Annotated in this window: 20 protein-coding genes, 2 tRNA genes and 1 pseudogene; 22 read left to right on the top strand and 1 reads right to left on the bottom strand. The window is 67.2% G+C overall.

Annotated elements, in window-relative coordinates:
- The first annotated feature begins 581 nt into the window (after positions 1-581).
- The 21 genes from dnaA to RHA1_RS17875 all read left to right on the top strand — a co-directional run bounded on the left by dnaA (position 582) and on the right by RHA1_RS17875 (position 24,652).
- Positions 582-2,168, top strand: coding sequence for a chromosomal replication initiator protein DnaA (dnaA, locus tag RHA1_RS17775; protein WP_011596259.1), 1,587 nt, complete (start codon positions 582-584; stop codon positions 2,166-2,168).
- A gap of 646 nt (positions 2,169-2,814) precedes the next feature.
- On the top strand, positions 2,815-3,999 hold the full coding sequence (gene dnaN / locus RHA1_RS17780) for a DNA polymerase III subunit beta (RefSeq protein ID WP_005249107.1): 1,185 nt from the start codon (positions 2,815-2,817) through the stop codon (positions 3,997-3,999).
- 62 nt (positions 4,000-4,061) lie between these two features.
- Positions 4,062-4,973 (top strand): phosphogluconate dehydrogenase (NAD(+)-dependent, decarboxylating), encoded by a 912-nt coding sequence (gnd, locus tag RHA1_RS17785; protein WP_011596260.1) that lies wholly within the window; start codon positions 4,062-4,064, stop codon positions 4,971-4,973.
- Entirely contained in the window at positions 4,974-6,206 is a 1,233-nt protein-coding gene (gene recF / locus RHA1_RS17790; protein ID WP_009476747.1) for a DNA replication/repair protein RecF, read from the top strand.
- The gene (locus tag RHA1_RS17795) at positions 6,196-6,762 is read left to right on the top strand and encodes a DUF721 family protein (protein ID WP_009476748.1); all 567 of its coding nucleotides are present in this window, start codon (positions 6,196-6,198) and stop codon (positions 6,760-6,762) included. The genes recF and RHA1_RS17795 overlap by 11 nt, the downstream gene beginning before the upstream one ends.
- Positions 6,763-6,887: 125 nt before the next feature.
- Positions 6,888-7,796, top strand: coding sequence for a metal-dependent hydrolase (locus RHA1_RS17800; protein ID WP_011596261.1), 909 nt, complete (start codon positions 6,888-6,890; stop codon positions 7,794-7,796).
- Entirely contained in the window at positions 7,793-8,911 is a 1,119-nt protein-coding gene (locus tag RHA1_RS17805) for a PDR/VanB family oxidoreductase (RefSeq protein WP_011596262.1), read from the top strand. Before RHA1_RS17800 ends, RHA1_RS17805 begins: the two co-directional genes overlap by 4 nt.
- A 49-nt stretch (positions 8,912-8,960) precedes the next feature.
- Positions 8,961-9,899: an alpha/beta fold hydrolase gene (locus tag RHA1_RS17810; RefSeq protein WP_011596263.1), complete on the top strand. Its 939-nt coding sequence runs from the start codon at positions 8,961-8,963 to the stop codon at positions 9,897-9,899.
- Between the two features lie 197 nt (positions 9,900-10,096).
- Positions 10,097-12,139, top strand: coding sequence for a DNA topoisomerase (ATP-hydrolyzing) subunit B (gene gyrB, locus RHA1_RS17815; RefSeq protein WP_009476752.1), 2,043 nt, complete (start codon positions 10,097-10,099; stop codon positions 12,137-12,139).
- Between the two features lie 425 nt (positions 12,140-12,564).
- Entirely contained in the window at positions 12,565-15,390 is a 2,826-nt protein-coding gene (locus RHA1_RS17820) for a sensor histidine kinase (RefSeq protein ID WP_011596265.1), read from the top strand.
- Positions 15,387-15,803, top strand: coding sequence for a roadblock/LC7 domain-containing protein (locus RHA1_RS17825; RefSeq protein ID WP_005249096.1), 417 nt, complete (start codon positions 15,387-15,389; stop codon positions 15,801-15,803). Before RHA1_RS17820 ends, RHA1_RS17825 begins: the two co-directional genes overlap by 4 nt.
- Positions 15,804-15,810: 7 nt before the next feature.
- The gene (locus RHA1_RS17830; protein WP_009476755.1) at positions 15,811-16,185 is read left to right on the top strand and encodes a DUF742 domain-containing protein; all 375 of its coding nucleotides are present in this window, start codon (positions 15,811-15,813) and stop codon (positions 16,183-16,185) included.
- Positions 16,186-16,198: 13 nt separating this feature from the next.
- Positions 16,199-16,750 carry a GTP-binding protein gene (locus RHA1_RS17835; protein WP_005249094.1) on the top strand — a complete coding sequence of 184 codons (552 nt, stop codon included), beginning with the start codon at positions 16,199-16,201 and terminating at the stop codon, positions 16,748-16,750.
- Positions 16,751-16,761: 11 nt separating this feature from the next.
- On the top strand, positions 16,762-17,619 hold the full coding sequence (locus RHA1_RS17840) for an MHYT domain-containing protein (protein ID WP_011596267.1): 858 nt from the start codon (positions 16,762-16,764) through the stop codon (positions 17,617-17,619).
- A 151-nt stretch (positions 17,620-17,770) separates the two neighbouring features.
- Positions 17,771-20,293 (top strand): DNA gyrase subunit A, encoded by a 2,523-nt coding sequence (gene gyrA, locus RHA1_RS17845; protein WP_009476757.1) that lies wholly within the window; start codon positions 17,771-17,773, stop codon positions 20,291-20,293.
- A complete protein-coding gene (locus RHA1_RS17850; RefSeq protein ID WP_011596268.1) occupies positions 20,293-21,696 on the top strand; it encodes a DUF3566 domain-containing protein in 1,404 nt (467 codons plus the stop codon). The genes gyrA and RHA1_RS17850 overlap by 1 nt, the downstream gene beginning before the upstream one ends.
- 131 nt (positions 21,697-21,827) lie before the next feature.
- Positions 21,828-21,901 (top strand) — tRNA-Ile (locus RHA1_RS17855).
- 120 nt (positions 21,902-22,021) lie between these two features.
- Positions 22,022-22,094 (top strand) — tRNA-Ala (locus tag RHA1_RS17860).
- 92 nt (positions 22,095-22,186) lie between these two features.
- Positions 22,187-23,020: a siderophore-interacting protein gene (locus RHA1_RS17865; RefSeq protein WP_011596269.1), complete on the top strand. Its 834-nt coding sequence runs from the start codon at positions 22,187-22,189 to the stop codon at positions 23,018-23,020.
- 19 nt (positions 23,021-23,039) lie between these two features.
- Positions 23,040-23,630: a chorismate mutase gene (locus RHA1_RS17870; protein ID WP_041811655.1), complete on the top strand. Its 591-nt coding sequence runs from the start codon at positions 23,040-23,042 to the stop codon at positions 23,628-23,630.
- 50 nt (positions 23,631-23,680) lie between these two features.
- Positions 23,681-24,652 carry a helix-turn-helix domain-containing protein gene (locus tag RHA1_RS17875; RefSeq protein WP_011596271.1) on the top strand — a complete coding sequence of 324 codons (972 nt, stop codon included), beginning with the start codon at positions 23,681-23,683 and terminating at the stop codon, positions 24,650-24,652.
- On the opposite strand, the gene RHA1_RS17880 is transcribed toward RHA1_RS17875, so the two are convergent.
- On the bottom strand, positions 24,642-25,106 hold the full coding sequence (locus RHA1_RS17880) for a hypothetical protein (protein ID WP_009476763.1): 465 nt from the start codon (positions 25,104-25,106) through the stop codon (positions 24,642-24,644). The two genes, RHA1_RS17875 and RHA1_RS17880, sit on opposite strands and share 11 nt — an antisense overlap.
- A 190-nt stretch (positions 25,107-25,296) precedes the next feature.
- On the opposite strand from RHA1_RS17880, the pseudogene RHA1_RS46210 reads away from it, so the two are divergent.
- Positions 25,297-26,296: pseudogene (locus RHA1_RS46210) on the top strand (alpha/beta-hydrolase family protein); the annotation flags it as partial.
- Positions 26,297-26,298: the final 2 nt, after the last annotated feature.

Below are 26,298 nucleotides of genomic sequence, written 5' to 3' on the forward strand. Positions count from 1 at the left end.
AGTACTTACCACTCACGGTCAGGTCAAACTCGCTCACCTGCGATTCCCCCGCGAATCGGTTGACCGACACGCCGAGGATCGACAAATGCTTGCACCCCAACTTCCAATGTGCCAAACCGCTGTGAGGTTGCCGACACTGTTGCTAGCGTCTATGCATGGTCTCGCCGATGAACCCTGATCGAGTGCCCAGCTCTCGACTTCACCGTTCTCATCTGCATATTCACCACAATTCATCCACAGGGCACAGATGGTGTGCCGCTTCGGATCGCCACGAGGGTTGTTGACACCCTTCACTTCCCGGGTCCGTGAACCCGCTCATCCAGGCTTCGCATGCATAAGCGCAGGTCAGCGCGCTGGATCTGGACTCCTCGCCATGCAACGGCGTCTCGACAGGAGGCGTCTGCACTTTGTCCACATCTGTGGATAATTGTGTGGAAACACTGTTCAGATGGCATATTCGTAGGTCCGTACGGGGTCCATCCTCAGGTCGGGGAAGCTACCGATTCCACCTCGACGACGGCACCGACACTCGACTCGGCACCGCTGGCGCCGAATCCGCGAACACACTGGGGAGGAACCACGTGAACGACGATCCGAATGCGCTCGCACGGATCTGGATCGACGTCGTCGCTGACCTCACTTCCGATTCGCCCGGCGGCGATCTGCCGCCGTTGACGAGGGGACAGAAGGCGTGGTTGGCGCTCGTCAAACCGCTGACGCTCGCACAGGGCTTCGCGCTCCTGTCCGTTCCGTCGCCCTTCGCGCAGGAGGCGATCGAGCGGGATCTCCGTGAACCGATCCTCCACGCCCTCGGCCGGCATCTCGGTGAGCAGGTCGAAGGCCTCGGTGTGCGTATCGCGGCCCCGGTCGACGACGAACCCGAATCCGATCCGCCGAGCCGGGACCACCGGCCCGAGCCGGAACCTCTCCACACGCCTCGCCACCTCGAGCCCTCCGTCACCAGTTCCGGGTCGTTCCGCAGGCGCCGGTTCGGTTCCGGAGAGGATCAGCCCTACTCCGACACGACGGACTTCGAGGAAGTCGACGACGACCGCGAGGCCCTCGCCAGCGTCCACGAATCCTGGCCGTCGTACTTCACGAAGCCCCCGTCCGGCCCGGCACCGTCGGCGACCGGGGGGAACAGCCTCAACGCGAAGTACACGTTCGACACGTTCGTGATCGGCTCGTCCAACCGGTTCGCCCACGCCGCGGCGGTCGCCATCGCCGAGGCGCCGGCACGCGCGTACAACCCGTTGTTCGTGTGGGGAGCGTCCGGCCTCGGCAAGACGCATCTCCTGCACGCCGCCGGCCACTACGCCCAGCGGCTGTTCCCGGGGATGCGGGTGAAGTACGTCTCCACCGAGGAGTTCACCAACGACTTCATCAACAGCCTCCGAGACGACCGCAAGGTGGCGTTCAAGCGCCGCTACCGCGAGACCGACGTGCTGCTGGTCGACGACATCCAGTTCATCGAGGGCAAGGAAGGTATCCAGGAGGAGTTCTTCCACACCTTCAACACCCTGCACAACGCGAACAAGCAGATCGTCGTCTCGTCCGACCGGCCGCCGAAGCAGCTGGCGACACTCGAGGAACGACTGCGTACCAGGTTCGAATGGGGCCTGATCACCGACGTTCAGCCACCCGAACTCGAGACCCGCATCGCGATCCTCAGCAAGAAGGCCCGAATGGACCGCCTCGAGGTGCCCGACGACGTCCTCGAGTTGATCGCCTCCCGGATCGAACGCAACATCCGGGAACTCGAGGGTGCCCTCATTCGTGTGACGGCGTTCGCATCCCTGAACAGGCAACCCCTGGACCTCACGCTCGCCGAGGTGGTGCTGCGCGACCTGATGCCGGATTCGTCGAGTCTCGAGATCAATGCGGCGACGATCATGGCGGTCACCGCGGAGTACTTCAACATGTCCATCGACGACCTCTGTGGCCCCGGTAAGGCCCGTCCGCTGGCGTCCGCCCGCCAGATCTCCATGTACCTGTGCCGCGAACTCACCGATCTGTCCCTGCCGAAGATCGGGCAGACCTTCGGCCGCGACCACACCACCGTGATGTACGCGGACAAGAAGATTCGCAAGGAGATGACGGAGCGGCGGAAGGTCTACGACCAGGTCCAGGAGCTGACCGCCCGGATCAAACAGCGTTCCAAGAGGTAGTCGCCGTCCCGCCACTCCTGTGCCCCTGGTAGCTCGCCTACCGGGGGCACAGGTCGTTTCGGGGGAACTGCAGGGCCGCGGCAACTCGAGGGGCTCCTCGAGCCGGTCCTCGAGGGTTGGCTCGAGCGGGTCCTCGAGGACCCGCTCGAGGGTCTACTCGAGGCTCGTGCGAACCCCCGCCGATACGACACGCCGGTGCAACACGCCGACGCCGGGACCTGGGATAAAGCATGCACACCTGTGGATAAGTGTGGGGATGAGGTGGAATCTCTGTGGACAGAACGTGCAGAACTTTGAACAACCTCGAGTAGTCCACATGGGTGCCGGATTGGTCCTCGAGTTTGTCCTCGAGAATTCCCCATACGACGACGCGGACGGACCAGCGGCTACACGCCTTCGTCCACAGATTCCACAGGACCTAATAGTACTTCTCATTAATTCTTATAAAAACCTCTTTGAAAACAGGGTTGGGGACAGCGTCGGTTCACAGGCCTCGGTCGTCGACTCGAGGACGCGACGGTTCCGCTTTCAACTTCGTCCTCGAGGGCATACGGTTATGCATCGCCGCTCTGTGAAAGACTGCAGTGCTGTGGTCACGGCCCGACCGTGGCGAACAACCGTGCCTACCGAGAGGAACAACCCGGCGATGGAGCTTGGAAGCCTGAAGTTTCGTGTCTCCCGGGAAGAATTCGCTGATTCAGTGGCATGGGTCGCTCGCAGTCTGCCGTCGCGGCCTCCTGTCCCCGTTCTCGGCGGTGTTCTCTTGGACGCGACCGAGCAAGGGTTGACGGTTTCCGGATTCGACTACGAGGTATCGGCCCAGGTCAGGGTCGCAGCCGAGGTTGGCAGCGCCGGTCAGGTCCTCGTCTCCGGCAAGCTTCTCGCCGACATCACGAAATCGCTTCCCAACAAGCCGGTCGACGTGACTCTCGAAGGCACCCGCGTGCTGATCACGTGCGGAAGCGCCAAGTTCTCCCTGCCCACCATGCCGGTCGAGGACTATCCCCAGCTTCCGCAGTTGCCGCAGCAGACCGGCTCGATTCCCGCCGACGTCTTCTCCGAAGCGATCAGTCAGGTGGCTGTCGCGGCGGGCAAGGACGACACCCTGCCGATGCTCACCGGCATTCGCGTCGAGATCGAGCGCAACGCGATCGTGCTCGCCGCCACCGACCGGTTCCGTCTCGCGGTCCGTGAACTCGAGTGGTCGCCGGCGAACCCCGACACCACTGCGGCCGTCCTCATCCCCGCGAAGACGCTGTCCGAATCGGCGAAAACGCTTGCGGGAGATGCCACGTCGCCGGTCGAGCTGGCGCTCGGTTCGGGTTCCGCAGTCGGCAACGACGGCCTCCTCGGCATCGTCAACGACGGCCGCCGCACCACCACCCGGTTGCTGGACGCCGAGTTCCCGAAGTTCCGGCAGCTGCTGCCGTCCGAGCACACGGCACTGGCCACCGTCGAAATCGCTCCGCTCGTCGAGGCGATCAAGCGTGTTGCCCTCGTCGCCGAGCGCGGTGCGCAGGTCCGCCTGCAGTTCTCCACCGAGGGACTTCTCCTCTCCGCGGGTGGCGACGATGCGGGCCGCGCCGAGGAAGGCTTGAACGCGGTCTTCCAGGGTGAGCCGCTGACGATCGCCTTCAACCCCGGCTACCTGATCGACGGACTGTCCTCGCTGCACAGCGAGCAGGTGCTGTTCGGCTTCACGACCCCGAGCCGCCCCGCCGTGCTGCGTCCGGCCACCGAGGACGAGATCGAGCCCGACGATTCCGGCAACTTCGCGGCCCCGGAGAGCGCGTACACGTACCTGCTGATGCCGGTGCGTCTCCCGGGCTGACCGTTTCGCGGAAGCGAAAGCAGCACTGCCGAACGAAATCTCACGAGTGGACGGAGATCACGATGCAGATCGGGTTGGTCGGGCTCGGAAAGATGGGATTCAACATGCGCGAGCGGTTGCGCGCGCACGGGCACGAGGTGGTCGGTTACGACCCCCGCCCCGATGTCACGGATGTGGCGTCGCTCGCGGAACTCGCGCGGCGACTCGAGTCTCCCCGAGTCGTGTGGGTGATGGTTCCGGCAGGAAAGATCACCCAGGACACGGTGACCGAGCTGTCGTCGGTGCTCGAGACCGGCGACCTGGTGATCGACGGCGGCAACTCGAGATACACCGACGACAAAGTCCACGGTGAGCTGCTGGGTTCCCGCGGCATCGGCTACCTCGACTGCGGTGTGTCCGGCGGGGTCTGGGGACTCGAGGACGGCTACGGCATGATGGTCGGCGGATCGGACGCGGACGTCGAGCGGGCGCTGCCGATCTTCGACGCTCTGCGCCCCGAGGGGGAGCGTGCGGACGGCTTCGTCCACGCCGGCCCGGTCGGTGCAGGCCACTACGCGAAGATGATCCACAACGGCATCGAATACGGACTGATGCAGGCGTACGCCGAGGGCTACGAGCTGCTCGAGGCGGAAGACCTCGTCACGGACGTCCACGGTGTGCTGCGCGCGTGGACCAAGGGCACGGTGGTCCGGTCGTGGCTGCTGGAGCTGCTCGTCAAGGCATTGGGTGAGGATCCCGATTTCGCCGAGATCTCCGGTTACACAGACGATTCCGGTGAGGGTCGTTGGACGGTGCTCGAGGCGATCGATCATGCCGTGCCCGCACCGGTCATCTCGGCCGCGTTGTTCGCGCGGTTCGCCTCCCGGCAGGACGATTCCCCCGCGATGAAGGCCGTCTCGGCGCTGCGCAACCAGTTCGGTGGTCACGCCGTGAAGAAGGCGGCAGGCGAGGCAGAAGCCGGTTCTGGAACGTAGGTGTTCGTTCGCGCACTCTCGCTCAGAGACTTCCGTTCCTGGGACGCTCTCGGTCTCACCCTGCGTCCGGGCTGCACCGTCTTCGTCGGACCCAACGGGCACGGCAAGACGAACGTGCTCGAGGCGCTCGGCTACCTGTCGACCCTCTCGTCGCATCGGGTCAGCTCGGACGCCCCGTTGATCAGGACGGGGACCGGTCAGGCGTTCGCCGGAGCTACCGTCGTCAACGCCGGCCGGGAACTGACCGTCGATCTCGAGTTGAACGAGGGCAAGTCCAACAGGGCGCGGATCAACCAGTCACCCACCCGGCGGCCGCGGGAGATTCTCGGGATTCTGCAGACGGTGCTGTTCGCGCCGGAGGATCTGTCGCTGGTCCGCGGTGATCCGGGGGATCGGCGGCGCTATCTCGACGAACTCCTCACGTCCCGTATCCCACGGATGGCGGCGGTGCGCGCCGATTACGACCGGGTGCTGCGGCAGCGGTCGGCGCTGCTCAAGACCGCGGGCGGCGCGCTGCGACGGGTGTCTCGCGGCAGCGGCCGGCCGAGTGAGGACGGCGCGAGCGCCCTTGCCACGCTGGAGGTCTGGGACGGACATCTCGCCGCACACGGCGCACAGCTGCTCGCCGGGCGGCTCCACCTCGTCCATGATCTCGCGCCCCACCTGGCCGAGTCGTACCAATCGCTGGCGCCGGAGTCGAGGCCCGCGAGCATCCGCTACCGCTCGAGTCTGGGCTCCTCGCTGCCACCGGAGTTCACCGAACCGGCTCGAGTGCCCGAGGCGGGCGACATCGCGTTCCTCGAGGAGCGATTCCTTCAGGAGCTTTCCGTGATGCGCTCCAAGGAAATCGAGCGCGGGGTGTGTCTCGTCGGACCGCATCGTGACGATCTCGAACTGCACCTCGGCGACACCCCGGCGAAGGGATTCGCAAGTCACGGTGAGTCGTGGTCATTCGCGCTGTCGTTGCGGCTCGCGGGATTCGCCCTGCTGCGCTCGGACGGCAGCGATCCCGTCCTCATGCTCGACGACGTGTTCGCCGAACTCGACCGTCGCCGACGGCGCGCACTCGCCAAGGTCGCGTTGGACGCGGAACAGGTGCTGATCACGGCTGCCGTGCCGGAAGATGTTCCGGAGGAACTCGACGCCGTCCGATTCGGTGTGGAGGCCCGCGACACCGATCGAGGACGGATATCGCACATCGTGGAAGAGCCGGAGGACCGCAGTGACGGATGATCTCGAACCCACCGCACCGGCAGCGGCGGCCCCCGAACCGGAAGTGAAGGGAATCGACCTCGCCCGCCGTGCCCTCGAGGAGGCGCGTGCCGCGGCGAAGGCGAGCGGAAAATCTGTCGGGCAGGGCCGCCGATCCGGAACCGGTGTCCGGGCCCTGCGCGCCCGGCGTCGACGCGGATGGTCGGGTCCGGGGCCGGACGACCGCGATCCGCAGCCGTTCGGTGCACTGACCAACGCGATCGCGAAACAGCGCGGCTGGTCGCCCAAGGTGTCCGAGGGGACGGTCCTCGGTCGGTGGGTGCAGGTGGTCGGTGAGGACATCGCCGCGCACGCCGAACCGACGGGGCTGCGGGACGGGATCCTGAGCGTCTCCGCGGAGTCGACGGCCTGGGCGACGCAGCTTCGGATGATGCAGTCGCAGATTCTCGCGAAGATCGCCGCGGCCGTCGGCGACGGCGTCGTGAAGTCGTTGCGGATCACCGGTCCGACCGCTCCGAGCTGGCGAAAAGGGGAACGGCACATCCGGGGGCGCGGCCCCCGGGACACCTACGGATAGGCCGGAGCGGACGTTCGGTTCCTGGTTTTGTCTATTACCCGGTGTTACAGTTACTCCAGGTTTTCGAGTGAACTGTGCCACAGGCCTCCGTCGTGGCGCAGCCGCCGGCACGAAGGAGTATTGAGATGTCCGCCCCGACTGCACCCCGGAACGCGATCCCCGAACCGGACCACATCCTGTTGCAGGCCAGGAACGTGGAGTTCGACTGGTCGAACCTCCCCATGCACTGGATCCCGGGCGACCCGTTCAGCACGCACGCCCTCAACGTCCTGCATCTGCTCCTGCCCGCGGGCGAGGAGTGGTTCGTCGAGACGTTCAAAGAGGCGCTGCCGCAGATCGAGGACGAGCAGCTCCGCGACGACGTGGTCGGGTTCATCGGCCAGGAGGCGATGCACGCCAACGCCCACACCGGCGTGCTGGTGCACCTGAAGGAGAAGGGTCTCGACCCGACGCCGTTCACCGAGCAGATGGAATGGACGTTCTCCAAGATCCTCGGACCGCGACCGCTCACCGGTCTGCGGGAGAAGAACTACCTGATCGAGCGGCTGGCGGTCATCGCCGCCATCGAGCACATCACCGCGTTCCTCGGCGACTGGGTACTCAATGCCGAGGGACTCGATCGCTCCGGCATGCATCCGACGATGCTCGACCTGCTGCGCTGGCACGGCGCCGAGGAGGTGGAGCACCGCTCCGTGGCATACGACGTCATGCGGTACTTCGACAAGCGTGAGTCCCGGCGGATCCGCACCCAGGTGATCGTCACCCCGGTCATCGTGTGGCTGTGGGTGCGCGGCACCCGGTTCCTCATGCGCAACGATCCCGAGCTCGCCCAGTGGTCGGCGCACCGGCGTAAGCCGCATCTGACCGATTTCTTCGCGGCAGGCAAGCGCGGCACCCTCCCGACGGCCCGGGAACTCGGCAAGCGGATGTCGACGTACTTCACGCGTTCGTACCACCCGAGCAACGAGGGTTCGACGGCGCAGGCCGTGAAGTACCTGGCCTCCTCGCCCGCAGCTCAGGCGGCCGAACGATGAAGCTGTCGCAGGTGCGGGAGGTGCTCACCGGGCAGGGCCTGCCCCGCTACGACGCTCCCCCGGACATCAAGGGGCGACCGCGCCCCGACCGCGCCATGCGGATCACCGAGGCCGTGGCCGCCAAGTATCTCCGCGTTCTCACCGCGTATGAATACAACCCGGGCGTCGCCGGTCACAACCCGGACGTGACGATGAAACTGGTTGTCTCCCAACGCGACGTCGTCGCACGGGACGAGAACGTCGTGCAGTTGCGGCTCGAGGCCGAGGACGGTGCGGAACTCCCTGCGTGGCAGCCGGGTTCGCACCTCGACTTCCACTTGCCGTCCGGTCTGCGACGTCAGTACTCGCTGTGCGGGGAACCGTCCGATCGCACGGGCTACAGTGTCGCCGTCCGCCGGATCCCCGAGGGCGGTGGGGGATCCCTCGAGATGCACGCGCTCGAACCGGGCACACCGGTGACGGTGCGCGGGCCCCGCAACGGGTTTCCCTTCGTCGGCGAGGGGAGTGCACTCTTCGTCGCCGGCGGAATCGGTATCACGCCGATCCTGGCGATGGTCCGGGCGGCACGCGACCTCGGAATGGACTGGCAGTTCGTGTACTCCGGCCGGTCGCGGGAGTCGATGCCGTTCCTCGACGAGATCGAAACATTCGATCAGTCAAGGGTTTTCATCCGACCCGACGACGAGTTCGGACTGCCGACCGCCGGGGAGTTGCTGGAGCGTGCCGCGCCGGGCGGCGCCGTCTACTGCTGCGGACCGACGCCGATGCTGGAGTCGGTACGCCGCGCGTTCCCCGGAAGCCCCGCCACCGCATTGCATTTCGAACGCTTCGGGGCTCCTCCGGTGCTCGACGGCACCGAATTCGAAGTGCAGCTCGTCAGCACCGGTGAGGTGCTCACCGTCCCCGCCGACGAATCCGCACTGACGGTGATCAAGAAGACGATGCCCGGAGTGGGGTACTCGTGCCAGCAGGGATTCTGCGGCACCTGCCGGGTGAAGGTGCTGTCCGGCACCCCGGATCACCGTGAGACGCGGCTCACCGACGCCGAGCAGGAGAACGAGATGCTGATCTGCGTGTCCCGCGCCGACAGCGGCCGTCTCGTCCTCGATCTGTAGTTCCCACCGTCGATCCCATACCCGAACCCGCACGACCAGAGGACCCACCATGACTCCATCCACATCCCGTACCGCCCGGCGGATCACCAACGGTTCCGTCGAACTCGCCGTGTTCGAGGAGGGCAACCCCGACGGCGAGACGATCGTGCTGGTGCACGGCTGGCCCGACACCCACGACCTGTGGAACCGGGTGGTGCCGTTCCTGACGGAGTGGTTCCGGGTGGTCAGCTACGACAGCCGCGGCGCAGGCCGGAGCACCGTGCCCACCCGGGTCGAGGACTACCGACTGCCCGCCCTGGCCGGCGACCTGTTCGCGGTGATCGACGCCGTGAGCCCGGGCCGGCCGGTGCACGTGCTGGCCCACGACTGGGGATCGGTGGAGGGGTGGGAGGCGGTCTGCGAACCGGGAGCCCGCGAGCGGATCGCGTCGTTCACCTCGGTCTCCGGGCCCAACCTCGATCACCTCGGCAAGTGGATGCGCCGCCGCATCTCCGACCGCAGCTTCGGCGGGCCGCTCGCGCAGGCCGTCGCGTCCGGCTACACCGTCCTGTTTCAGATTCCGGGCCTGGTCACGCTGCCGTTGCGGCTGTGGTTCTCCCGGAACTGGCCGGCGTTCCTGAAGTTCTTCGACCGCCTCGACCCCGCGCTGGTGCGTCCGGCGCCGACGCTGGCGGACGACATGGTGAACGGTCTCAAGCTGTACCGCGCCAACATCCGGACGAGTCTGCTGCGGCCGCGCGAGCGGTACACCGACGTCCCCGTCCAGCTGATCCTGAACAAGAACGACAAGGCGGTACGGCCCGTCGGCTACGAGGACACCGAGAAATGGGCGCACGACCTGCGGCGTCGAGAGGTCGAGGCCGGGCACTGGTCGCCGATCTCGCACGCCGAGGACATCGCGCAACTCGCCGCGGAGTTCGTGCTGGACGTCGAGGACCGGCGGTGGGCGGATCTCCCCGACGGCCCGTCCGAGAGCGCTTCGGCCTAGGTTTTCACTCCCGAGACGCCCTGAAAATTCGTCTACGGGGCGCTCAGGGGTGTCATAGCCCGCTCCTGGCGCTGACGTACCAGTAAGATGGCCGAGGTAACTAGCGGCAAGATTCCCGATTCTCGTCTCCCGCGTGCCCGACCAGGGCGGTGGGCGCCTGCGTCGGGCATTGGACGGAGAAGGAGAGCTACCCACCCGTGGCTGCCCAGAAGTCAGACAAAAGCACCTCAAGCAAGGACTACGGCGCTTCTTCGATTACCGTCCTCGAGGGACTCGAAGCTGTTCGTAAGCGACCGGGTATGTACATCGGTTCCACCGGTGAACGCGGTCTTCACCACTTGATCTGGGAAGTCGTCGACAACTCCGTCGACGAGGCCATGGCCGGCCACGCCACCAAGGTCGAGATCACCCTGCTCGAAGACGGTGGCGTCCGGGTCGTCGACGACGGTCGAGGCATCCCCGTCGGGATGCACGCCTCCGGTGTCCCCACCGTCGAGGTCGTCCTCACCCAGCTCCACGCCGGCGGCAAGTTCGACTCCGACTCCTACGCCGTGTCCGGCGGTCTGCACGGTGTCGGTATCTCCGTCGTCAACGCGCTGTCCACCCGGCTCGACGTCGACATCAAACGCGACGGCTTCCAGTGGCACCAGACCTACACCGACTCGAAGCCGGGTGAACTCGTCAAGGGCGAGGCCACCAAGGAGACGGGCACCACGGTCACGTTCTGGGCCGACCCGAACATCTTCGAGACCACGGTCTACAGCTTCGAGACGGTCGCGCGCCGCCTCCAGGAGATGGCCTTCCTCAACAAGGGCCTGACCATCACCCTCACCGACGAGCGCGTCAGCGACGCCGAGGTCACGGAAGAGGTCGTCAGTCAGGTCGCCGACGCGCCGAAGACCGCCGAGGACGAGTCCGCCGAGGCGGAAGCGCCCGCAGTGCACAAGGTGAAGACCCGCGTCTACCACTACCCGGGCGGCCTCGAGGACTACGTGCGGCACATCAACCGCACGAAGCAGCCGATCCACAACTCCGTCGTCGGTTTCACCGCGAAGGGCACCGGCCACGAACTCGAGATCGCGATGCAGTGGAACTCCGGCTACTCGGAGTCGGTCCACACGTTCGCGAACACCATCAACACGCACGAGGGCGGCACCCACGAAGAGGGCTTCCGTTCCGCTCTGACGGCGACGGTCAACAAGTACGCGCTCGACAAGAAGCTCCTCAAGGAGAAAGACCCCAAGCTCACCGGTGACGACATCCGTGAGGGTCTCGCGGCGATCATCTCCGTGAAGGTTGGTGAACCGCAGTTCGAGGGTCAGACGAAGACGAAGCTCGGTAACACCGAGGTCCGGTCGTTCGTCCAGAAGGCGAGCAACGAGCACCTGTCGCACTGGTTCGAAGCGAACCCGGCTGACGCGAAGACGATCGTGAACAAGGCGGTGTCGTCGGCACAGGCCCGCGTCGCCGCCCGCAAGGCCCGCGAACTGGTGCGCCGCAAGAGCGCCACCGACCTCGGCGGCCTGCCGGGCAAGCTCGCCGACTGCCGGTCCAACGATCCGAGCAAGTCCGAGATCTACATCGTGGAGGGCGACTCCGCAGGCGGCTCGGCCAAGTCCGGCCGCGACTCGATGTACCAGGCGATCCTGCCGCTGCGCGGAAAGATCATCAACGTCGAGAAGGCACGCATCGACCGTGTGCTGAAGAACACGGAAGTCCAGTCGATCATCACCGCGTTCGGCACGGGCATCCACGACGAATTCGACATCGCGAAGCTGCGGTACCACAAGATCGTGCTGATGGCCGACGCCGACGTCGACGGCCAGCACATCGCAACGCTGCTGCTCACGCTGCTGTTCCGCTTCATGCGGCCGCTCGTCGAGCACGGCCACGTCTACCTGGCACAGCCCCCGCTGTACAAGCTGAAGTGGCAGCGCAGCGAGCCGGAGTTCGCGTACTCGGACCGCGAGCGCGACGTCCTGGTCAAGGCCGGCCTCGAGTCCGGCAAGAAGATCAACAAGGACGACGGCATCCAGCGTTACAAAGGTCTCGGCGAGATGAACGCCAAGGAACTGTGGGAGACCACGATGGATCCGACGGTGCGCGTCCTGCGTCTGGTGACGCTCGACGACGCAGCCGCAGCCGACGAGCTGTTCAGCGTTCTCATGGGTGAGGACGTCGAGGCCCGGCGAAGCTTCATCACCCGTAACGCCAAGGACGTCCGCTTCCTCGACGTCTAGGTATCCGGCACAAGAGATTACGGATGTCATGCAGCCACCGGCGGTCGGAAGACCCCGGTGGCTGCACCCGTCTGGGCCGGTTGCGGGACCGGGTCACGCAGAAATCCGTCCTCGACTGTGAACCGCGATTCTGTGTAGCCTGGTCCGCTGATCCACCCCGCGACGGCAACGTCTGGGATCGGTGGGGCGCATGTTACTTAGAAGTAAGGATCGGGGAATTTCTGTGGTAAGAACGTTCCCCATGGGGATGTGATGAACTCGTTACATTCGGAAATCGGTGCGTCGGGCAGCGCTGCGCACAGCGCAACTGATCGATCACTTTCCTCTGTCGACGCGTGTCGTCCGGGCCGGTACGACTGTCCCGCCGCAGGCGCGGTCACGAGCACAGAGCGACAAGCTATGAGTGGTTGGAAAGGAAGCGTGGGATGAGCGACGATTCGCCGCCCCGGGCAAAGTTCTGGGATATCGAGGGCTGGGGCCTGCGGTGGAAGGTCACCGCGGTTCTCGCAGTTCCCGTCACCGTCGCCATGGTGCTCGGCGGGCTCCGTGTGCAGGGCGAGCTGAGTAACGCCGTCCACTTCACCGAGGCGGCCGACCAGATCGTCGTCGTTCCGGACATCGTGGCCCTCGAGGCCTCGATGGGTACGGTGACCAGTGGTTACGCCTCGGGCACCCTCACCAAGCAGGACCGCGAGGACGCGGAAGCCCTGATGAACGACGTGTCCGAACAGGCCCGGAACCCGGAACTGGATCCCGCCGTCGCGAGTTCCATCAACCAGACCGTCTCGGACGGCCGCGCCCTCCTGAATCTGATGGATTCCCCGGGCGTCGCCACCGACCTGCTCGCGGAACGCCAGCGCGCGTTCGCCGCGGACTTCATCCGCGAAGTGGACGACATCGTTCGTCCCATCGAAGACAGCGAAGTCGTCGACAAGGGCTACCAGCTGACCAACGCGTGGCAGGCGCAGCGTCGTCTGTTCGACCAGGCCATGGGCCTCGTGATCGTGAAGGACGTCTACGCCGCTCCCGACGGACGGGAGAAGGCCCGCACGGGCGACATCCCCACGTCGGCCGTCATCGCGGCCGCAGGCGCCGAATCGAGCCTCCTCGACGTCCTCGACCGGTACTACCCCAAGGGGGATGCCCGTCTCGAGACGCTGCGAAACAACATCAACGACCGCAACGCCCTCATCGACCAGGGCCTCGCGGACGCGGCGCGTGGCGGGATGCTGCCCATCCTGCAGCTGCGCTCCTCGCTCATCGCGAGCCGTGACGTCTACCAGGAGCTGACCAGCGAAGCGGCGAAGGACATCGCGTCCACCGTGCAGGTCCGTGCGGCCGAGACCCGGTCCGCCGCGCTGCGTGACACGGCGATCGTCCTCGGAACCCTGCTCGCCGCGCTCGTCCTCGCGCTCCTCGTGTCGCGGTCGCTGATCGGTCCGATCCGCCGCCTGCGGTACGGCGCGCTGAAGGCCGCCCGCCGCGACCTTCCGGAGGCGATCGAGCAGATCAAGGCCAGTGACGATCCGCGGGCACTGTCGTTCGAGCCGGTGGCCGTGCACTCCTCCGAGGAGATCGGCCAGCTCGCCCGCGCCGTGGACGACATCCACGGGCAGGCACTCAAGCTCGCCGGTGAGCAGGCACAACTGCGCCTGCAGATCAACGACATGTTCGAAACGCTCGCGCGCCGAAGCAAGTCGCTCGTCGACCAGCAGCTCGGCCTGATCGAGAATCTCGAGTTCGAGGAGAAGGATCCGAAGCGACTCGAGAGCCTGTTCCGGCTCGACCACCTGGCCGCGCGTATGCGCCGGAACGGTGAGAACCTGCTGATTCTGGCCGGCACCCGCGTGCGTCGCTCGCAGGCGGCACCGATCCCGCTCGGCGACGTGCTGCGTGCCGCGATCTCCGAGGTCGAGGACTACCAGCGTGTGCAGATGGGTGCGACCCCCGAGGGCGCGCTCAGCGGCACCGTCGTCACGGACGTCGTGCACCTGCTCGCCGAACTCGTCGACAACTCGCTGCGCGCCTCGCCGCCCGACACGGTGGTGACGTTCAGCTTCGCTCGCGCCGTCGACGGCGGGGTGCTGCTCGAGATCGCGGACCGCGGTATCGGTATCCCGGCCGACGACATGCGCGCCGTCAACGAGCGGCTGGCATCGGGTGGTGAGGTCGGTCCCGAAACCGCCCGCCACATGGGTCTGTTCGTCGTGAGCCGGCTCGCGAAGCGTCACGGCCTGACCGTGCGCCTGCGGTCGACGTTCGACACCGCCCGCAACCCGGGTGTGACCGTGAGCATTCACATCCCGAATGCGCTGATCGTGTCGCAGGCTGCCCGGCAGGACACGGGACCGCAGCGGAAGATCCCCGCGGCACCGGTCCGGACCGCCATTCCGGCACCCGCGGCCCCTGCACAGCGCAAGGAAAACGGACAGCAGCCGGCAACCCGCACCGGACTGCCGACCCGCACCCCGTCCACGCCTCCGCCCGCGCCGAGCCCGGCACCTGCGGGCGCGGTGACGACGGCGTCGGGCACGAGCCTGCCCCGACGTCAGCCCGGTGCCAGTGGCATCGCGGCCGGCGCGGGATCGTCGGCCGGGGCGCCGGCCGCGCAGTCCCAGGACACCGTCAACGTCCGCGGATCCGGGGCGATGCCGAAGCTGCCCGTGCGGCGGCCGCAGGCGGCGACCTCGGAGACGGCACCGGCACAATCGCAGCCGCAGCACGCACCCCGCAGCGAGAACCGCATCGAGGCGCGGACCGCGGAGCAGCCGGCGCCCCCGTCGTCGAACGGCGACGACCAGGCACCGGTGCGACACCGCTACCGCACCAACTCGGCGAAGACCGCGTCGTTCTTCCAGTCGCGGATCGATCCGCCACCAGCCGAGGCCACACCTCGCCCCGGCGGCGGCACCCCGATCTTCTCCGACATGGTGTCCGACTGGCTGACCGATCCGACCGGCGCCGAAGGCGCACCCGGCGTCTGGCATTCCGCCGGCGACGCCGGATGGTCGGCCGCGGAACGGATCAGCGAGACTCCCGTCGAGGTCGACCCGGAGATCGGACTGCCGAAGCGGCGTCCCGGCGACCGGCTGGTTCCCGGCACGGTCGAAGGCGCGCACAATACGGGGACACTGCGCCGGGTGCGTGACCCTGAGACAATTCGCGCCAATCTCAGTCGTCACCAGCAGGGCGTCCGAAACGGCAGGGCCACGAGGCTCGCGGAACGTAACAGCATTGAAGGAGACCGATGAACACCGCTCATGGATCCGACGTCACGCGACCGCTCGACTGGTTGGTGTCGAACTTCGCCAGTGACGTGCCCGGTGTCTCCCACGCCGTGCTCGTGTCTGCGGACGGTCTCCTGATGGCAGCCAGCGCCCATCTCCCCATCGACCGGGCCGAGCAGCTGGCCGCGGTCACCTCGGGGCTGGCCAGCCTGTCGGCCGGTGTGTCCCGGTTGTTCGAAGGCGGCGGAGTGCTGCAGTCGGTGGTCGAGATGCAGCACGGGTACCTGCTGCTCATGAGCGTCGGCGACGGCTCGCACCTCGCGACCCTCACGGACGCCGAGTGCGACATCGGGCAGGTCGGCTACGAGATGGCGATCCTGGTCGACCGCGTCGGGGCATCGGTGCAGGCCACGGCCCGCACCCCGCAGGGTCTCTGACCAGCCCATGCTCATGAACGACCACCACTCGGAGCAGCCGGGCCCGAACATCGTGCGCCCGTACTCGCTGACGTCGGGCCGGACCCGGCCTGCGGTCGAGCTCGCGCTCGAAGCGTTGATTCAGGCACTGCCGCAGTCGGTGGACCGGCAGTGGGAACTCGACGACGTCAACGCGGCGATCGTCGCGTTGTGTCAGCAGTCGCCTTCGGTCGCCGAGATCGCCGCCCGGGTGGGCGTCCCCCTCGGAGTGGCACGCGTCCTGGTCGCCGACCTGGTCGAGGCCGGTCATCTCCAGATCCTGGCCACCCTGAAGGAAGACTCGACCGACTCCGAACGTCGTGAACTCATCGAAAGGGTCCTCAGTGGACTTCGCGAAATCTGATCCCCGCAATCGGGTGACCTCGACCAAGATCGTGATCGCCGGCGGGTTCGGCGTCGGCAAGACCACACTGGTCGGGGCTGTCTCCGAGATCGTCCCGCTGCGCACCGAGGCGCTCGTGACCAACGCCAGCGACGGCGTCGACAACCTGGCTGCGACACCGCAGAAGGGCACGACCACCGTTGCCATGGACTTCGGTCGCATCAGCCTGGCCGACGACCTCGTGCTGTATCTGTTCGGTACCCCCGGTCAGCACCGGTTCTGGTTCATGTGGGACGACCTGATCCGCGGTGCCATCGGTGCGATCGTCCTGATCGACACCCGCCGGCTGGACGAGAGTTTCGCGGCCGTCGACTTCTTCGAGGCCCGGCAGCTGCCGTTCCTCGTCGCGATCAACGAATTCGACGACGCCCCGCGCTACCCCATCGAGGACATCCGTGCGGCCCTCGCGATCTCCGAGGACGTGCCGATCATCCCGATCGACGCGCGTGACCGGGAATCGGCGAAACGCGCACTGGTCGCGATCACCGAATACGCACTGACCAAGCTCCACACGGCCGCGTACTGAGGATTCGAAACATGTCGGACGACTTGCAGCACTTCTCCATGGGCACGTGGATCGTCGCCCTCGCCGCGGTCACGGCGTTCATCGGCGTCTTCGTCGGTATCGCCAGCGCCCGCAAGGCGGTGACCGCGCCGAACCCGAGGCAGCGGTACCTCTGGCTGGCGTGGGGTGCGCTGTCCCTCGGCGGCATCGGCGCCTGGCTGCCGCATTACATCGCGATGGTCGGTTTCGAGGTCTACGGCAGTGTGGTGCGCTACGACGTCCTGTGGATCGCGGTCTCGTTCGTGGTGCCCGTCGCGGCCGCCGCGGTGGCGTTGCTGATCATCAGCCCGCCGCCCACGAAACACCGGCTGCCGAGCGCATCGGTGGAGATCGGCCGCCTGGCAGGCGGTGCGGTGCTCCTCGGCGTCGGCTTCACCGGAATGGACCTCGCGATCGTCGCCTCCCTCGAGATCCAGGGTTCGGTGGACTCCGACATCGTGCTGACGGCGGCGTCCGCCGTGATCGGCCTGGTCGTCGGCGCCGGAATCATGTGGTCGATCTCGGCCCTCGAGTCCCGCACGCTGCGACTCGTGGCGTCGGTGATCGTGGCGGCCGGACTGGTGGCCATGCACTACACCGGCGTGTTCGGGCTGAGCGTCACCGTCGACCCGTCCGTGGCGCGCCCGGACGGTCTCGAAGTGTTCTCGATCCTGTTCCCCGTCTTCGTGCTGGGCATGCTCGTCGTCACGATCCCGATCACCGCCCTGTTGATGGCGCCCGACCGCGTCGCCGCCGAGCTCGAACTCGAGGCCGACATGCTCGCCGCCGAATCCCTCGCCGCCGAATCCCTCGCCGCCGAAACCCAGGGCAGGGAGCTCGAACTCCAGTAGAACGGACGACTCCTGCGGCACCGATTCATGAGCGCACCCGAGTCCTTCACCCTCACAGCTGACCTGCACCTATAGACTCGGGTGGTTGCGCGACGTCGTGCAGGACCGCGAGTCCGCGAGGAGACGTCAAGCCGAGTAGAAGAAGGAGCTCATGACTGACACAACGTTGCCGCCGGAGGGACCGGGGCACGACCGCATCGAGCCCGTCGACATTCAGCAGGAGATGCAGAGCAGCTACATCGATTACGCGATGAGCGTGATCGTGGGCCGGGCGCTGCCCGACGTGCGCGACGGCCTCAAGCCGGTGCACCGCCGCGTTCTGTACGCGATGTACGACAACGGTTACCGGCCCGATCGCGGTTATGTGAAGTCTGCGCGACCGGTCGCCGAGACGATGGGTAACTACCACCCCCACGGTGACGCCTCGATCTACGACACGCTCGTGCGCATGGCCCAGCCGTGGTCGCTGCGGTACCCGCTCGTCGACGGCCAGGGCAACTTCGGTTCCCGCGGCAACGACGGCGCCGCCGCGATGCGATACACCGAGTGCCGGCTCACCCCGCTGGCCATGGAAATGCTGCGTGAGATCGACCACGAGACGGTTGATTTCACCCCGAACTACGACGGTCGTACACAGGAACCGTCAGTTCTCCCCAGCCGTATCCCCAACCTGTTGATCAATGGTTCCGGCGGCATCGCCGTCGGTATGGCCACCAACATCCCGCCGCACAATCTGCGGGAGGTCGCCGAGGCCATCTACTGGGCGCTCGAGAACTGGGAAGCCGACGAGGAGTCCACCCTCACCGCGGTCATGGAACGCGTCAAGGGACCCGACTTCCCGACGCACGGCCTGATCGTCGGCGGCCAGGGCATCCACGACGCCTACACCACCGGACGCGGCTCGGTCCGCATGCGCGGTGTGGTGGAGATCGAGGAGGACGCCAAGGGGCGCACCACGATCGTCATCACCGAGCTGCCGTACCAGGTGAACCCGGACAACCTGATCACGTCGATCGCCGAGCAGGTGCGCGACGCGAAGATCGCCGGCATCTCCGACATCCACGACGAGTCCTCGGACCGCGCGGGTATGCGCATCGTCGTCACCGTCAAGCGTGACGCGGTCGCGAAGGTCGTGCTCAACAACCTGTACAAGCACACCCAGCTGCAGACCAGCTTCGGCTGCAACATGCTGTCCATCGTCGACGGCGTGCCGCGCACCCTGCGCCTCGACCAGATGATCCGGCTGTACGTCGCCCACCAGGTCGAGGTCATCCGCAGGCGCACCGAGTACCTGCTCCGCAAGGCCGAGGAACGCGCTCACATCCTGCGCGGACTGGTGAAGGCGCTCGACGCCCTCGACGAGGTCATCGCGCTGATCCGGGCGTCGCAGACCGTCGACATCGCACGGGCCGGCCTGATCGAACTTCTCACCGTCGACGAGATCCAGGCCGACGCGATCCTCGCGATGCAGCTGCGTCGTCTCGCCGCCCTCGAGCGTCAGAAGATCATCGACGAACTCGCCGAGATCGAGCGGGAGATCGCCGACCTCAAGGACATCCTCGAGAAGCCCGAGCGTCAGCGCCGGATCGTCCGCGACGAGCTGAAGGAGATCGTCGACAAGCACGGCGACGACCGCCGCACCCGCATCATCGCTGCCGACGGTGACGTGGCCGACGAGGATCTGATCGCCCGCGAGGACGTCGTCGTCACGATCACCGAGACCGGCTACGCCAAGCGCACCAAAACCGACCTGTACCGCTCGCAGAAGCGCGGCGGCAAGGGCGTGCAGGGCGCCGGACTGAAGCAGGACGACATCGTCTCGCACTTCTTCGTCAGCTCCACGCACGACTGGCTGCTGTTCTTCACCACGAAGGGCCGCGTCTACCGGGCCAAGGCGTACGAGCTGCCGGAGGCGAGCCGCACGGCCCGCGGACAGCACGTGGCCAACCTGCTCGCGTTCCAGCCCGACGAGCGCATCCAGAGCGTCATCCAGATCAAGACGTACGAGGACGCCCCCTACCTGGTTCTCGCCACCCGCAACGGTCTGGTGAAGAAGTCCAAGCTCACCGACTTCGACTCGAACCGCAGCGGCGGCATCGTCGCCATCAACCTGCGCGGCGAGGACGAACTGGTCGGCGCGGTCCTCTGCTCCTCCGACGACGACCTGCTGCTCGTCTCCGCGCAGGGACAGTCGATCCGCTTCTCCGCAACCGACGAGGCGCTGCGTCCGATGGGCCGCGCCACGTCCGGTGTCCAGGGCATGCGATTCAACGGCGACGACGAACTGCTGTCGCTGAACGTCGTGCGCGAAGGCACCTATCTGCTGGTGGCGACGTCGGGTGGCTACTCGAAGCGCACCGGTATGGAGGATTACCCGGTCCAGGGTCGCGGCGGAAAGGGTGTACTCACGATTCAATACGACAAGAAACGTGGCACCCTGGTCGGAGCGCTCATCGTGAACGACGACGACGAGCTCTACGCGATCACGTCGGGCGGTGGCGTCATCCGCACCGCCGCCAAGCAGGTCCGCAAGGCCGGTCGGCAGACCAAGGGCGTTCGGTTGATGAACCTCGGGGAAGGCGACACCCTGCTCGCGATCGCGCGCAATGCCGACGAACCCGACGAACCCGACGACAACGCCGAGAGCAGCGGCAAAGGAGCTAAGGAGTCCTAGTGAGCACTCCCAACCAGCCAGGCAGTGACCGGCAGAACCCGGGTTCCGCCAATCAGGCGAAAACCGAGCAGCAGGCCTCCCGCACTCCCGAGAACGGGTCGGCGCGACCGAACCCGCAGCAGGGTTCCGCGCCGCAGGGGCCGCAGGCGTCCGCCGGTCGTGGTCCCGCTCAGGCGGGGCCGGCTGCCCGGCCGGGCGGTGCTCCCGACGCGAGACCGGATCGGCAGGCTCCGGCCGATCCGGCCCGGTCTCCGTCGACGCCCCAGCATCAGGGTCCGCGCACGCAGACCCCGCAGGGGCGGTCCGTGCCGCCGCAGCAGGGTCACGCTCCGAATCAGCAGGCTCCCGGGCATCAGGGTCCGCCGCAGCAGGCGCCCGGCAACCGGGCTCCCGCGGGTGGCGCTCCCACCGAGGGTGCGCAGTCCATTCGGGGGAACCAGGCTCCGCCGTGGCAGCGGGGAATGCAGCGGGAGCCGCAGACCAACCTGAAGCGGCCCGTGCAGGGCGGGGCCGGTGCCAAGCAGGCTCCGCGTCCGGAGGGTCAGCCGAACGCGTCCAATGGCGCGGGCACAGCGGCAGCAGCGGGTGCCGCGGCAGCGAAGGCTCCCGGTGGCCAGGACGTTCAGAAGCCGCAGACCGCTCCGACGCAGAAGACGCAGGCACAGGGTCAGCGACCCCAGGGAGCGCAGAACGCGGGTGCTCCCACCCAGGCCGTGCCCACCCAGAAGGCGCCCGCACAGAACCCGTCGGCGCCGGCGAAGGGCCAGCCCGCGCCCAAGCAGGGTTCCGATCGCACACCGTCCTCGACGGCGGCCACGGCAGCGGTCGGTGCGGTGTCCGGCGCAGCCGCGGCCGGTGCCGTGACGCAGCGGGAAGCCGCGAAGGCGAAGGCATCCGCAATCGACGGACCCACCCGGCACATCAACCGGGACGTGCTCCCCAAGGACATGCCGGACCTGTCCGAGGCCAAGCACCCCCTGCCCGGGACGGCGGCCACGGGTCAGCAGCCGAAGATCGCCGTGGCGCCGCAGCGGGTCGAGGAGGGTGAGGCGCTCCGGGCGACGGTGCAGGTCCGCAAGATCGATCCCTGGTCGACGCTGAAGATCTCGTCCGTCATCTCGGTGTCGCTGTTCTTCGTGTGGATGGTGGCCGTCGGTCTGCTGTACGTCGTCCTGGACGGGATGGGCGTGTGGGACCGGCTGAACAACGCGTTCACCGATATCGTCGCGGAGTCGAGCTCTGACGGGCTCGTGACGGCCGGGCAGGTCTTCGGATACGCCGCCGTCATCGGTCTCGCGAACATGGTGTTGTTCACCGCGCTGGCGACGATCGGCGCGTTCATCTACAACCTGTGTTCGGACCTCGTCGGGGGCGTCGAAGTGACGCTCGCCGACCGGGACTGAACGCGGAAAACGACGGGGGCTGAGCTGGGAAAAGAGCGTCTCGCCGGACCGGTTTTGGTAGTTGCCGGTCCGGTGGGGTAATCTTCCGACTCGGTTCAGGGAACTGCGCGAGATGAGTTTCCAGACTTCAGGGGCCTATAGCTCAGGCGGTTAGAGCGCTTCGCTGATAACGAAGAGGTCGGAGGTTCAAGTCCTCCTAGGCCCACTCCTGGTGCCGGTGAAAGGTCATTCGCATGAAGGTCCTCCTGTTTGTGGGAGCCGGAGTGCTGGTGGCGATCGGACTGTCCAAGTTGCTCCGCGGCAACGAGGTGTGGCACGAGGTAACGGGGCCTTAGCTCAGTTGGTAGAGCGCTGCCTTTGCAAGGCAGATGTCAGGAGTTCGAATCTCCTAGGCTCCACAGGTACGAATACAGAACGGTGTGCCCCGGACTCGGAAGAGTCCGGGGCACACTGCTGTGCGGACCAGAGTTTGTGAGGTTACCCTTACTTTATGACCGCACTCGACCCCGGAGCCCGTGAACGCCTCGACCCGCACAGTCGCGTCGTATCCCACCACCGGACCGGTAAGGGAACCGCACGCATCGGCTACCCGATCGGAGTCCGCACGGTCACGGTCCGTACACGCGAGTACGTCACCCCCCGCATGGTGCGCCTGACGATCGGGGGCCCCGGACTCGACGGATTCCACACCTATCAGGCCGACGATCACGTGAAGATCGTGTTCCCCGATCCCGACGGCACCCGCCGCGTGCCCGTCGTGAACGACGCGATGATGCTCGACTGGCCGCGACCGCTCCCGACCACGCGGAAATACACCGTCCGCCGCTACGACGCCGACGCCCGCGAACTCGACCTGGACTTCGTGCTGCACGACGGCGGGCTCGCGTCCTCCTGGGCGACGACGGTCGCGATCGGCGACGAGGTGACCATCGCCGGACCGCCCGGCGCCAAGGCATTCGCCCACAACTTCGACCACTACGTCTTCGCGGTCGATTCCACCGCGCTGCCGGCGGTCGCGCGGTGGCTCGACGAGTCCCCGGCCGACGTCTCGGCGCACGTGGTGATCGAGACCGACGACGACGTCGAGCACGGATACCCGCTGGCCGAGCGCGAGCACGTGGACGTGACGTGGCTCGTTCGCGACGGCAGCGAGTCCGCCCTGGCGTCGACGGTGCAGTCGCTCGCGCTGCCCGATCGCCGCCCCTTCCTGTTCGCGGCAGGCGAGGCGAATGACATCAAGCCGTTGCGCGCGTGGAGCCGGGACCGGATGGATTCGCTGTTCACCGGGTACTGGAAACGCGGAGTCGCCGGGCTGGACGACTGACCGGCCCTACACTCGCACCATGACCACGGTCCGGCCCGCACTCGCCCGCCGCACTGCGGTCGCCGCGGTGATGCTCGCGATGTCGACGGCAGGCGGTACCGCGCCAGCGAGCGCGCACACCCGGCCACTGGAACCGATCGCCCTGGCGGTCTCGCTGCGCCTCGCGACGGCCGACACGGTGGCGGCGGCAAAGTGGGGCACGCCGTCACCGATCGACGATCCCGCGCGCGAGGCACAGGTCCTGGGTGCGGTCGCCGCGCAGGCGGCCCACGAGGGCCTGAGCGCGGGGCGGGTGCAGCAGATCTTCCGGGACCAGATCGAGGCCAACAAGGAGGTGCAGCGCGCCCTCTTCGGCTGGTGGAGCGTCGCACCCGGCGCGGCGCCGACCGTCCGGCCCGACCTGACGCAGGTTCGTCCCGTGATCGACCGCCAGAACACGGACATTCTGCTGCAGCTGCGCGAACAGGAGGCCGTGCTCGCCGGTCCCGGCTGTGTGCCCGCTCTCGTCGATGCCGCGGTCGCGGTGGCTGCCGAACAGCGTCTCGACCCATTGCATCAGGCCACGCTGGCGCGTGCGCTCGTGTCGATCTGCGGGCCGGTCCGCGAATGATTGGCCGTTTCGACATGGTCCGGCAAGATGTTGCCATTTAGACTGGGGGCATGATCTCCAAGGTCGCCACGCTCCTCCTCGACCGTGTCTCGATGTTCGAGTTCGGGGTGGTCTGTGAAGTGTTCGGAATCGACCGCACCGAACACGGGGTTCCGCCGTTCGACTTCCGGATCTGCGGGATCCGTCCGGGCGAACCGCTCGCGTCGATCACGCCGGGACTGACGCTGTCCGCCGACCACGGACTGGACTCCCTGCGCGACGCCGATCTCGTCGTGGTCCCGCCGCCGGGGGCGCAGTCCGACTTCCCGGTGGAGGCGCTCACCGCGGTGCGCGGCGCCGCGGATGCCGGGGCCATCGTCCTCAGTCTGTGCTCGGGTGTCTTCCTGCTCGGTGAGGCCGGACTACTGGACGGGCGCAAGTGCACCACGCACTGGGAGTACGTCGAGGAACTGGCCACCCGGTTCCCGACCGCGACCGTCGACCCCGACGTCCTTTTCGTCGACGAGGGCAACCTCGTCACTAGTGCGGGTACCGCGGCCGGCATCGACGCCTGCCTGCACGTGGTGCGTCGGGAACTCGGTTCCACCGTCGCCAACACGATCGCCCGCAGGATGGTCGTGCCGCCGCAGCGCGACGGGGGACAGCGCCAGTTCATCGAGCAGCCGGTGGTCGCGTGCACGTCGGACAGCCTGAGCGAGACGATGGCGTGGATGAGCGAAAACCTCGAGTTGCCGCACACGATCGACGAGCTCGCGGCCCGCTCGTCCATGTCGACGCGCACGTTCGCCCGCAAGTTCGCGGCCGAGACGGGCACCACCCCCGTGAAGTGGCTGACGACGCAGCGAGTCCTGTACGCGCAGCAGCTGCTCGAGGGCACCGACCTCGGTCTCGAGGCGATCGCGAGACGCAGCGGATTCGGGTCCGGCGCACTTCTGCGCCATCACTTCAACCGAGTGGTCGGCGTCGCGCCCGCCGACTATCGGCGCCGGTTCGGCTGCAACACGGCCGAACTCACGCGATAAACGTGCCGATGGCGGGGTTCGCCTGGCAGATCGGGCTGCTGCCGAAGTTGATCGATCCGAACGCCGTCGCCACCACGTTCCCGACGCCGGTGTTCACCGTCGCCGACAGGAAGGGGTAGACGCCGCCGAGGTTCACGATCCCCGAACGGCCGCTGTCGGTGTTGACCCAGGCAACGGTGACCTGCGCGGCCGCCGGTATCGGCGGCGCGGCGGGGCGGGACTCGAAACGGATGTCGCCGTCGGCGAGGGGCGGTGACGCCTCCGGCCCGGACTGTCCGGTGAGCGCCGTCAACGACATCAGGCTGCCCTGGTTCGGACATCCGATGGTCAGGGCCGGTCCGCCGAACGGGTGGGGCGGATCGGCGCCGGCGGGGCCGGCCGTCAGCAGAGCCGTGGCGGCGGCGATCGGAAACGTGACGACGGCGATGCGGTGGACGATACGTCTGGCGGTCATGTCTGCTCCTCGGAACGGATCCTCGCGCTGGTGCGCATCTGCCTGCGGGATACCCCTGGTACAAGCCGTGAAACGAAGACAGGACACCAGGAGGGTTGTTTACCCAGGATTCGCAGATGCCGGAGACCGCACCGTCCGTCCCCTCCCGATTGTGGGACACGTCCGTGCGGTACGCGCGGTCGCTCCACCCCGTCGGATCGGGTGGTGGACCCTGCTCGGCGCCGCCGTCATCCTCGTTCCGACCTTCCTGGTGCTGGGGTCGTGGTGGCAGCAGATCGTCCGCGATCTGGTCGGTGCCGATCGCGCGAACCGCACCTATTACCTGCTGATCCTCGTGATCTCGTTCGCCGTCGCGGCACTGCTGCTGGCCGCGGGCAGAGGACTCCGCACTGTCGCGCGGCCACTCACCGCCGTCGGATTGCGCTACGTCCCCGCACCGATCGCGAAAATCGCGAGTGTCGTCGTGCTCGTCGCCGTCCTGTTCTTCGTCGTCAACGGCGCCCTCCACGCGGCCCTGCTCGCCCTCGCCAACGGCAGCCTCGCCGTCGCCGACCACGACACGGTCTCAGGCGTCACCCAGCCCACCGCGCCGGAACGGTCGGGCTCACCGGACCCGGCGGAACCGTGGGATTCACTGGGCAAGGAGGGGCGCACGTTCGTCGCCGCTCACGCCGATCCGCGCGTACGCGGGCCACTCCGCGGGCACCGTCGAGGAGGTCGCGCATCACGTGGTGGCCGAACTGAAACGCACCGGCGCCTACGACCGCGCTGTTCTGGCCGTCGCCACGACGACCGGTCGCGGCTGGGTCAACCAGGACGTCGCGTCCTCGCTCGAGTACCTGAGCGACGGCGACACCGCCATCGCGTCGATGCAGTACTCGTTCCTCCCGAGCCCACTCGCGTTCATCGCCGACCGGGAGACACCGATGGTGGCAGGCAGGGCGCTGCTCGAGGCCGTCTACGCCGAATGGGCTGCGTTGCCGCAGGAGTCGCAGCCGAAACTGGTGGTGTTCGGCGAGAGCCTCGGTTCGTACGGGGGACAGGTCGCGTTCGCCGGCGGCCAGGACATGCTGGCCCGCGTCGACGGCGCGCTGTGGGTGGGGACGCCCAACTTCACCGAACAGTGGACCCGGATCACCGAGAACCGCGACCCCGGGTCGTTCCAGCGAATCCCGGTGATCGAGGACGGCAC

It is taken from the genome of Rhodococcus jostii RHA1 (assembly GCF_000014565.1).
GTDB lineage: Bacteria > Actinomycetota > Actinomycetes > Mycobacteriales > Mycobacteriaceae > Rhodococcus_F > Rhodococcus_F jostii_A.

Excerpts from the sequence above, each read along its gene's own strand:
- RHA1_RS17810 (WP_011596263.1), top strand. The coding sequence starts at position 8,961 with ATGACTCCATCCACATCCCGTACCGCCCGGCGGATCACCAACGGTTCC.
- RHA1_RS17820 (WP_011596265.1), top strand. The coding sequence starts at position 12,565 with ATGAGCGACGATTCGCCGCCCCGGGCAAAGTTCTGGGATATCGAGGGC.
- RHA1_RS17880 (WP_009476763.1), bottom strand. The coding sequence starts at position 25,106 with ATGACCGCCAGACGTATCGTCCACCGCATCGCCGTCGTCACGTTTCCG.
- gnd (WP_011596260.1), top strand. The coding sequence starts at position 4,062 with ATGCAGATCGGGTTGGTCGGGCTCGGAAAGATGGGATTCAACATGCGC.
- RHA1_RS17840 (WP_011596267.1), top strand. The coding sequence starts at position 16,762 with ATGTCGGACGACTTGCAGCACTTCTCCATGGGCACGTGGATCGTCGCC.
- RHA1_RS17870 (WP_041811655.1), top strand. The coding sequence starts at position 23,040 with ATGACCACGGTCCGGCCCGCACTCGCCCGCCGCACTGCGGTCGCCGCG.
- RHA1_RS17800 (WP_011596261.1), top strand. The coding sequence starts at position 6,888 with ATGTCCGCCCCGACTGCACCCCGGAACGCGATCCCCGAACCGGACCAC.
- RHA1_RS17875 (WP_011596271.1), top strand. The coding sequence starts at position 23,681 with ATGATCTCCAAGGTCGCCACGCTCCTCCTCGACCGTGTCTCGATGTTC.
- RHA1_RS17805 (WP_011596262.1), top strand. The coding sequence starts at position 7,793 with ATGAAGCTGTCGCAGGTGCGGGAGGTGCTCACCGGGCAGGGCCTGCCC.
- RHA1_RS17865 (WP_011596269.1), top strand. The coding sequence starts at position 22,187 with ATGACCGCACTCGACCCCGGAGCCCGTGAACGCCTCGACCCGCACAGT.
- gyrA (WP_009476757.1), top strand. The coding sequence starts at position 17,771 with ATGACTGACACAACGTTGCCGCCGGAGGGACCGGGGCACGACCGCATC.
- dnaN (WP_005249107.1), top strand. The coding sequence starts at position 2,815 with ATGGAGCTTGGAAGCCTGAAGTTTCGTGTCTCCCGGGAAGAATTCGCT.
- RHA1_RS17830 (WP_009476755.1), top strand. The coding sequence starts at position 15,811 with ATGCTCATGAACGACCACCACTCGGAGCAGCCGGGCCCGAACATCGTG.
- RHA1_RS17825 (WP_005249096.1), top strand. The coding sequence starts at position 15,387 with ATGAACACCGCTCATGGATCCGACGTCACGCGACCGCTCGACTGGTTG.